An 8,414-nucleotide genomic window follows, 5' to 3' on the forward strand; every position below is an offset into this window, starting at 1 on the left:
CCAGTTGCCCATTGTTCACTCCCTGTTTCACCCCTGGACGGCAAGTACCAGCGGGTACACCCCTTCTGCTCCCGCCCGGCGCAGCAGACGGGCCGTCACAGCGAGTGTCCAGCCGCTGTCGGACAGGTCGTCCACCAGCAGTACGGGGCCTTCCGCGGCGGCCAGCCGCTCGGCCAGCTCCGGAGGAACCGTCAGGGCCTGGTGGAGACCGACCACCCGCTGGGCACTGTTCGTTCGGGACAGCCGCAGGTCCTCGGCCTCCGGCGCGTACTCCACCGAACCGAGCAGGGGCATCCGGCCGATCTCGGCGATCCGGCTGCCGAGCGACCCCACGAGCTGCGGCCTGCTCCGTGAGGCCACCGTGATCACACCGGCCGGCCGGTTCGGGGCATCCGGGTCGCCGGACGCCCAACCGCCCGGCCCCTTGGCCCAGTCGGCGAGCACGTGCACCACCGCCTGCACGACATCGTCCGGAACGGGACCGTCAGGAGCCTGTTCCGAGAGCATCGGGCGGAGCCGGTTGCCCCAGCCGATGTCCGAGAGCCGGCCCAGCGCCCGTCCGCCGAAGGACTGCTCGCCGGCGGGGATACGGCCCTTCAGATCGACCCCGACGGCGGCCAGTCCGGTCGGCCACATCTTGCGCGGTTCCACCTCCACGCCGGGCCGCCCCAACTCGCCCTTGGCGGCGTCGAGCGCGGCGTCGGTGACCTTGGGGTCGAAGCGGGACCCCGCGCAGTTGTCGCAGCGCCCGCACGGAGCCGCCTCCTCGTCGTCCAACTGGCGCCGCAGGAACTCCATTCGGCAACCGGTCGACGACGCGTACTCCCGCATCGCCTGCTGCTCGGCCGAACGCTGCCGCGCCACCCAGGCGTACCGCTCGGCGTCGTAGACCCACGGCCGGCCGGTGCTCGTCCAGCCACCCTTCACCCGGTGCACGGCGCCGTCCACGTCCAGCACCTTGAGCATGGTCTCCAGCCGCGTGCGGCGCAGCTCGACCAGCGGCTCCAGGGCGGGCAGGGACAGCGGCCGGTCGGCCTGCGCCAGCACGTCCAGCGTGCGGCGCACCTGCTCCTCCGGCGGGAAGGCGACCGAGGCGAAGTACTGCCAGATCGCCTCGTCCTCCTTCCCCGGCAGCAGCAGCACCTCGGCGTGCTCCACCCCACGGCCGGCGCGGCCCACCTGCTGGTAGTACGCGATGGGCGAGGAGGGCGACCCGAGGTGCACCACGAACCCCAGGTCCGGCTTGTCGAACCCCATGCCCAGGGCGGACGTCGCCACCAGTGCCTTCACCCGGTTCGCCAGCAGGTCCTCCTCGGCCTGCTGACGGTCGGCGTTCTCCGTGCGGCCCGTGTACGAGGACACCGTGTGCCCGCACTGGCGGAGATAGGCCGTGACCTCCTCGGCCGCCGCGACCGTGAGGGTGTAGATGATCCCGGAGCCCGGGAGCTCCCCGAGGTGGTCCGCCAGCCAGGCCAGCCGGTGGGCTGCGTCCGGGAGGCGGACGACGCCGAGGCTGAGGCTCTCGCGGTCCAGCGGGCCGCGCAGCACCAGGGCATCCGTCCCGGCACCCGTGCCGAGCTGCTCGGCCACGTCCGCGGTCACGCGCGCGTTGGCCGTCGCCGTCGTGGCGAGCACCGGCACCCCGGCCGGAAGGTCGGCCAGCATCGTGCGCAGACGCCGGTAGTCGGGACGGAAGTCGTGGCCCCAGTCGGAGATGCAGTGCGCCTCGTCGACCACGAGCAGGCCGGTGGCGGCGGCGAGCCGGGGCAGCACCTGGTCGCGGAAGTCGGGGTTGTTGAGCCGCTCGGGGCTGACCAGCAGCACGTCGACCTCGCCGTCGACCACCTCCTGCTGGACGGTCTCCCACTCCTCCGTGTTGGAGGAGTTGATCGTGCGGGCGCGGATTCCGGCACGGGCCGCCGCGTCGACCTGGTTGCGCATCAGCGCCAGCAGCGGGGACACGATCACCGTGGGACCGCTGCCGAGGGAGCGCAGCAGCGAGGTCGCCACGAAGTACACCGCCGACTTGCCCCAGCCGGTGCGCTGCACGACCAGCGCCCGGCGCTTGTCCGCGACGAGCGCCTCGATGGCGCGCCACTGGTCCTCCCGCAGTCTCGCCGTGCCCGTGGGGTCCCCGACCAGACGGGCGAGTACGGCATCGGCGGTGGCCCGGAGTGCGGCGCGGTCTTCGAGAGGCTCTGCGTTGGTCATGCCCCCATGCAACCCGATGGCTCGGACAATGCGCGAACGGGCCGCGAGATCTGTGGACAACCGGCCGCGGGAGTTATCCACAGGGCTTTCGCGGTCGGCGGGGTCCGCGAGACCGTCGTGACCATGAACACGAACCGACACGAATCACGCACAACCGCCCCGGCGCAGCAGATCACCCTGCGCGGGCCCGCCGAACTGGCCGACGCCCTCCCGTTCGTGCTGGGCTTCCATCCGACCGACTCCGTGGTGCTCGTCGCCCTCCACGGCGAGCACGGCCGCTTCGGCGGCCGGGTCCGGCTCGGCATCCCGGGTTCGCCGGAGGAGTGGCCCGCCACGGCGGAGGGCCTCGCCGAATGCCTCGTCGAAGGAAGCGGCCGGGTCGGGTCCCGGCCGGACGGCATCGTGGTCTTCCTCTGCCAGGACCCCGCGCCCGGCGAGACCGGCCGACGGGTGATGGAGCGCCTGCGGCCCTTCGCCCAGCGGCTGCGCACCGCCTGCGGAGCCCTCGACATCCCGGTCTACGAGGCCCTCTGCATCTCCGACGGGCTGTACTTCTCCTACTGCTGCCCCGACGTGCGCTGCTGCCCCACGGACGGCACCCCGCTCGCCCTCACGGGGACCTCGGTGATGGCGGCGACCGCCACCTACGCGGGGATCCAGGTGCGCGGATCGCTCAAGGACATGCAGGCGCGGCTGAAGCCTCACGGGTCGCCGGACGACGAGCCGCAGCGCCAGGCGCTGAACTCGGCCGCCGCCGTGATCGTGCCGAGGATCCTCGACGCCCCCACCGGGCAGGGCCGCACGGAGGTGCGGGAGGCCACCCTGGAGCTCGCCGGGGAGCTGCTCCGGCGCTTCGCCCCGCCCGCCGGGGGAGCGGCCGTCCCAGGTGCCGCAGGGGCCGCCGGTGAGGCACGGGAAGCCGACTCCTCCGCCGGTCGCTTCCGGTTGGGAACGGCCGCGGCCGACACGGCCGACGACGGGCTGCTGACGCACGACGAGGCCGCGGCCCTGATCCTCGGGCTCCAGGACCGGGAGACCCGGGACCGGGCCGCGGAATGGATGGAGGGCGCGGAGGGCGCCGCCGCCCTGCGGCTGTGGCGGGCACTGGCCCGCCGCTGCGTCACCCCGTTCCAGGAGCACGCGGCCGCGCCGCTCGCCCTCGCCGGCTGGGCGGCCTGGTCGACGGGCGACGAACCGGCCGCCCGGGTGGCTCTGGGTCTCGCGCTGGACGCCGACCCCGACTACCTGTTCGCACGCCTGCTGCACCAGGCGTGCAACGAGGGACTCGATCCCGAATCGCTGCGCAGCTGTCTGCGAGGGGAGCGACGAGCCCGCGCGGAGGCGGAGACCCCGGTCCCGGCCGGAGCCCCCGGCGCGGCGGAGTCCGGAAGTGCCGCGGCGGCCGATGGCCGCGAGGGGGAGCACCGGGGCTCCGAGGAGACCCCGAGTCCCTCGGAGGGCCGGACGGCGCGGCGCCGGGTGCGGCAGCGGAACGCCCCGCCCAGGGGGCCGCGGCAGGCCGGACCGCCGGCCGGAACCGGCCCGGGCGTCAGCCTCGTCAAGTCCGCACGGGGCACCGGCGCCCGGCGCGGCGGACAGCGCGGGACGAGGAGCGGAAGGTGACGACCGTGACCCGGCCGCCCGCCGAGGCGTTCAGCTCTGTGGCGGGACCGTACGGCCCGTGCCGCCGACGCCACCCCGGCTGTCCGGACCGCACAGAGAGCGCGGAACACCACTCATGGCCCTCAGCCCCGCCCCGGCCTCCAGCGCCGCCTCCGGGCCCGCGTCCGGCCCCGGCACCCCGTCCACGACGGCACGGCCGGGAGACCTGCCCGCCGTGCACGACGCGATCATCTGCGTCGCCCTGCCCGCCCTCGCCGTCTGCGCCGAACACGGGCAGCTCACCGGCCACGGCCTCGAAGGGGTCTACCTCGCGGGCCGGCGACTCCTCTCCCGCTGCGTGCTGCGGATCGCGGGCCGCGAACCCGTGCCGCTCCGGGGCAGACCGGCCGCCGCCGACCGCGCGGTGTTCACCGGCGTCCTGCGCACCGCCGCCGACTCCGGACCCGACCCCGGTCTCACCGTCGAGCGCACGCGGGGCGCGGACGGAACGGAGCGGATCGTCCTGCGCAGTTCCGCCGCCCGGCCGGTCCGACTCCCCGTGGAGATCGCTCTGGCGACGGATCTCGCGGATCTGGGGGCGGTCGCGGCCGGGCTGCCCGGACCGGAGCTCACCCCGAGCGTCCACGGCACCGGACTGCGGTGGACCGCGGCCGACGGGCGGTACGCCGCCGTCACCGCGGACCCGCCGCCGATGGACGCGCTGGCCGCGGCCGGACTCCTGCGCTGGGAGATCGAGTTGGAGCCCGGGGACACCCGCGGCATCGAACTCCGGGTCCGGGGAGGCGACCGGGCGTCCCGCCTCCCCGGACCCGGTCCCTCGGGTGCCGGACGCCCCGGCGGGCAGGTCTTCGCCGAGGCCCGTGCCGAGGGCGACGACCCCCGGCTCGGCGACCTGCTGCGTGTCGCCCTCGACGACCTGCGCGCCCTGCTCCAGCGCGACGCCGCACAGTCCTCCGACGTGCATCTCGCCGCCGGCGTCCCCTGGCGCTGCGGACCGGTCACCGCCGAGGGCCTCTGGGCCGCCCGGATGGCCCTGCCTCTGGGCACCCGCCTCGCCGCCGCCACGCTCCGCGCCCTCGCCCGAACCCAACTCGACGGACCGGGAATCGAATCGGGTCGCATCCCGGGCCCTCTCCGGGACGCCGGACCGCACCTCCCACCCCGCTGCACCGGCGTCGAGGCGACGCTCGCCTTCCCGACCGTCCTGGCCGAGGCCAGACGTTGGGGGCTGCCCGAGCAGGACCTCGACGAGCTGCTCCCCGCCGCAGAGCGGTGCCTGCGCTGGCTGCGCGCCGCCGCCGACCCGAGCGGCCTGGTGCCGGACCCGGGCCCCGCCGGGCCGTGGCGGGCGGAGACCCAGGCCCACGCCCATCGTGCGGCCGTGCTCGGCGCCGACCTGCTCGACGCCTGCGACCGCCCGGGAGGGGAGGACCTGCGGGACTGGGCGCGAGTCCAGCGGGCCCGGTTCCGCGAGGAGTTCTGGCTCGACGACCCCTCCGGTGGCCGTCCTGTCGCGGCCAGGGCGCCGGGCGGGCGGTCCTGGCCGCTCCTGGGCGGCTGGGCGGCGCACCTCCTGGACACCGGTCTGCTGGGCGGCGGCCGGTACGCGCCGGGGCTCCTGGACAAGGCCGCGACCGAGCAGCTGGCGAGACTGCTCGGTACACCGCCGCTGGACTCCGGCTGGGGGCTGCGGAGCCTCGGCGGCAAGGAACCGGGACACAACCCGTTCGGGCACCGGTCCGGAGCGGTGCGGGTGCACGAGACGGCGGTGGCCGTGGCCGGGCTCGCCACCGCCGGATACGAGAAGGAGGCCGCGTCCCTGCTGCGGGGGCTCGTCGACGCGGCCGAGGCGTTCGGGTACCGGCTGCCGGAGATGTACGCGGGGGAGCAGCGGACGGCCGGTGCGGTCCCGGTGCCGCATCCGGCGGCCTGCCGGCCCGCCGCGGTGGCCGCCGCCGCGGGGGTCCATCTCCTGACCGTCCTGGCCGGTATCCGTCCCGACGTCCCGGGTGGCACGATCGCCCTGCAGCCCGTCAGGTCCGCCCCGCTGGGCGCGGTGCGCCTGTCCGGGCTCCGGGTCGCGGGCGGGCCGTTCGCGGTGCGGGTGAGCCGGCTGGGGCTCGGCATGGTGGAGGAGGCCCCCGAGGGCCTCCAGCTGGGGGTGTGAGCGATGGGTGTCCGTCACGTTCCGCGTGCCTCGCGGGGAGGAGAAGAAGTCGTGGGCGCAGTACCTGCGGGGCGTGTTTATCGTCAGGAAGACGACTATGATCGCGGCATGTCTCCCTACGACCCGTCGGCCTTTCCGCCGTTTGCCGTCACCGTCGATCTGGTCGTGCTCACAGTCCGGGGCCCCGCGCTGTGCGCCCTGGTCGTACGGCGGGGAGAAGCACCCTTCCAGGGGCGCTGGGCACTGCCCGGCGGCTTCGTCCGGGACGACGAGGACCTCAGCGCCGCGGCGGCGCGCGAACTGGTCGAGGAGACCGGACTCTGCGTCCATGACCCGGCCGCCCCGCAGCCCGCGCCCGGCAACGGCGCGCACCTGGAACAGCTGGCGACCTACGGGGACCCGGGCCGCGACCCGCGGATGCGGGTGGTCAGCGTGGCCCACCTGGCTCTCTCGCCCGACCTGCCGGCGCCGCGCGCGGGCGGCGACGCGAACAGCGCCCGCTGGGCCCCGGTCGAAGAGCTGCTGGGGCGCGAGGAGCCCGGAGGGCCGGAGGGGGAGCAGCCCGAGCCGCTCGCCTTCGACCACGCCAGGATCCTGGCCGACGGGGTGGAGCGGGCCCGTTCCAAGATCGAGTACTCCTCGCTGGCGACTGCCTTCTGCCCGACGGAGTTCACGGTCGGCGAGCTCCGGAGGGTGTACGAAGCCGTGTGGGGGGTGGCTCTCGACCCGCGCAACTTCCACCGGAAGGTGACCGGCACCCCAGGGTTCCTGGTGCCGGCCGGGGGGACCACCACCCGTCAGGGCGGCCGTCCCGCACAGCTGTTCAGGGCCGGCGGTGCGACCCTGCTCAACCCGCCCATGCTGCGCCCCGAGGTCTGACGGCCCGGCGCCACCGCCGGGACGCCCGTCGCAAGGGCGCCCGCCTCGAGGACGTCCGGCACCCACCGCCGGGACGCCCGCCTCAAGGGCGCCCGCCTCGCATCACTCCGGCCCCGCGGGGGCGCCGCCGCCTGCCGACGCGCGCCCCGAGGCGCCCCGAGAGCTCAACGCTGCACCAAAAGTCCGAAATGTAGCGTTATCTTGCTTCGCAAGCCGCCGCCCTGCCGCGGAGCGGTCTCATCTACCGCGAGAGAAGCGATGCTCCAGGCCATCGGACTCACCAGTTGCCCCCGCCGCGACCTTCCGCCCGCCGTGGACGACCTCACCTTCGACGCCCACCCGCGCCAGGTGACCGCCCTGCTCGGACCCGCCGGGTCCGGCAAGACCACGGCCCTGCGCCTGATGCTCGAACTCGAACCGGGGCGCGGCGTGACCTCCTTCCGCGGGCGGCCCCTCCACCGCGTCGCGCACCCCGCGAGCGAGGTCGGGGTGCTGCTCGGCGATGTCGCGGGGCACCCCTCCCGCACCCTGCGCAGCCAGCTGCGCATGCTCTGCGCCGCCGCCGGGGTGCCGGTGTCCCAGGCCGACGAGATGCTGCGGGTCGTCGGCCTCACCGGCCTCCACGACCAGCGCATCGGCACCCTCCCGCTCGGAATGGACCGCCGACTCGGAATCGCCTGCGCCCTGTTGGGCGATCCGCACACCCTCCTGCTCGACGAACCGGGCGCCGGCCTCTCCGGCCGCGAGAGCGCCTGGCTCTACGAACTGCTGCGCGCCCACGCGGACGACGGCGGCACCGTCCTGTTCACCACCGAGGACCCCAGGACGGCCGCCCGGCACGCCGATCACGTCGTGACCCTCGACGCCGGACGACTCGTCGCCGACCAGGACGTCGCCGACTTCGCCCGCACCAGACTGCGCCCCCGCGTGGCCGTGCGCACCCCGCACGCCGCACGGCTGGCCGCCGTCGTGACGCAGGAGGCGCGCGCCGCCAAGCGCCCCGTCGAGGTGGTCACCGAGAACGGCAACCGCCTCTCCGTCTACGGCAGCGACTGCGCGACGATCGGGGAGGCGGCCTTCCGGCACGGGGTGCTCATCCATCAACTGGCCGACGAGGTGGGTGACACCGGCCCTTCCCTCCCGCCGGCTCGCGCGCACGCCGGCTCCGGCGGAGACCGGGTCGGCCGGACGGCCCGCTCCGGAGACCCCGCAGCCGCGGGGGCTCCGGATCTCCAGGACCCAGGCGTCCTCGCCGCACGCCGAATCGGAGCGGGACCCGAGCAGGCGCCCTCCGGTGTCACCCACCTCGTCGGCCAGTTGATGGATGAGCACCCCGTGCCGGAAGGCCGCCTCCCCGATCGTCGCGCAGTCGCTGCCGTAGACGGAGAGGCGGTTGCCGTTCTCGGTGACCACCTCGACGGGGCGCTTGGCGGCGCGCGCCTCCTGCGTCACGACGGCGGCCAGCCGTGCGGCGTGCGGGGTGCGCACGGCCACGCGGGGGCGCAGTCTGGTGCGGGCGAAGTCGGCGACGTCC

The 8,414-nt window shown here is 75.2% G+C and carries 5 protein-coding genes; 4 read left to right on the forward strand and 1 reads right to left on the reverse strand.

The window, feature by feature from the left end; genetic code table 11:
* Positions 1–27 precede the first annotated feature (27 nt).
* Entirely contained in the window at positions 28–2,211 is a 2,184-nt protein-coding gene (locus EAO71_RS06075) for a RecQ family ATP-dependent DNA helicase (protein WP_147976742.1), read from the reverse strand.
* A gap of 123 nt (positions 2,212–2,334) precedes the next feature.
* Here EAO71_RS06075 and EAO71_RS06080 point away from each other — a divergent pair, with 123 nt between their 5' ends.
* From EAO71_RS06080 to EAO71_RS06095, 4 genes are all read left to right on the forward strand, one after another.
* On the forward strand, positions 2,335–3,834 hold the full coding sequence (locus tag EAO71_RS06080; protein WP_147976743.1) for a DUF4192 domain-containing protein: 1,500 nt from the start codon (positions 2,335–2,337) through the stop codon (positions 3,832–3,834).
* A gap of 115 nt (positions 3,835–3,949) precedes the next feature.
* A complete protein-coding gene (locus tag EAO71_RS06085; protein ID WP_147976744.1) occupies positions 3,950–6,001 on the forward strand; it encodes a glycogen debranching N-terminal domain-containing protein in 2,052 nt (683 codons plus the stop codon).
* A 108-nt stretch (positions 6,002–6,109) separates the two neighbouring features.
* Complete coding sequence (locus EAO71_RS06090) at positions 6,110–6,880, forward strand: NUDIX hydrolase (protein WP_147976745.1); 771 nt, start codon at positions 6,110–6,112, stop codon at positions 6,878–6,880.
* 258 nt (positions 6,881–7,138) lie between these two features.
* The coding region (locus EAO71_RS06095; RefSeq protein ID WP_147976811.1) for an ATP-binding cassette domain-containing protein at positions 7,139–8,414 on the forward strand (1,276 nt) is incomplete at its 3' end.

Origin of the sequence: Streptomyces sp. MS191, assembly GCF_008042125.1 — a bacterium.
Classification (GTDB): Bacteria; Actinomycetota; Actinomycetes; order Streptomycetales; family Streptomycetaceae; genus Streptomyces.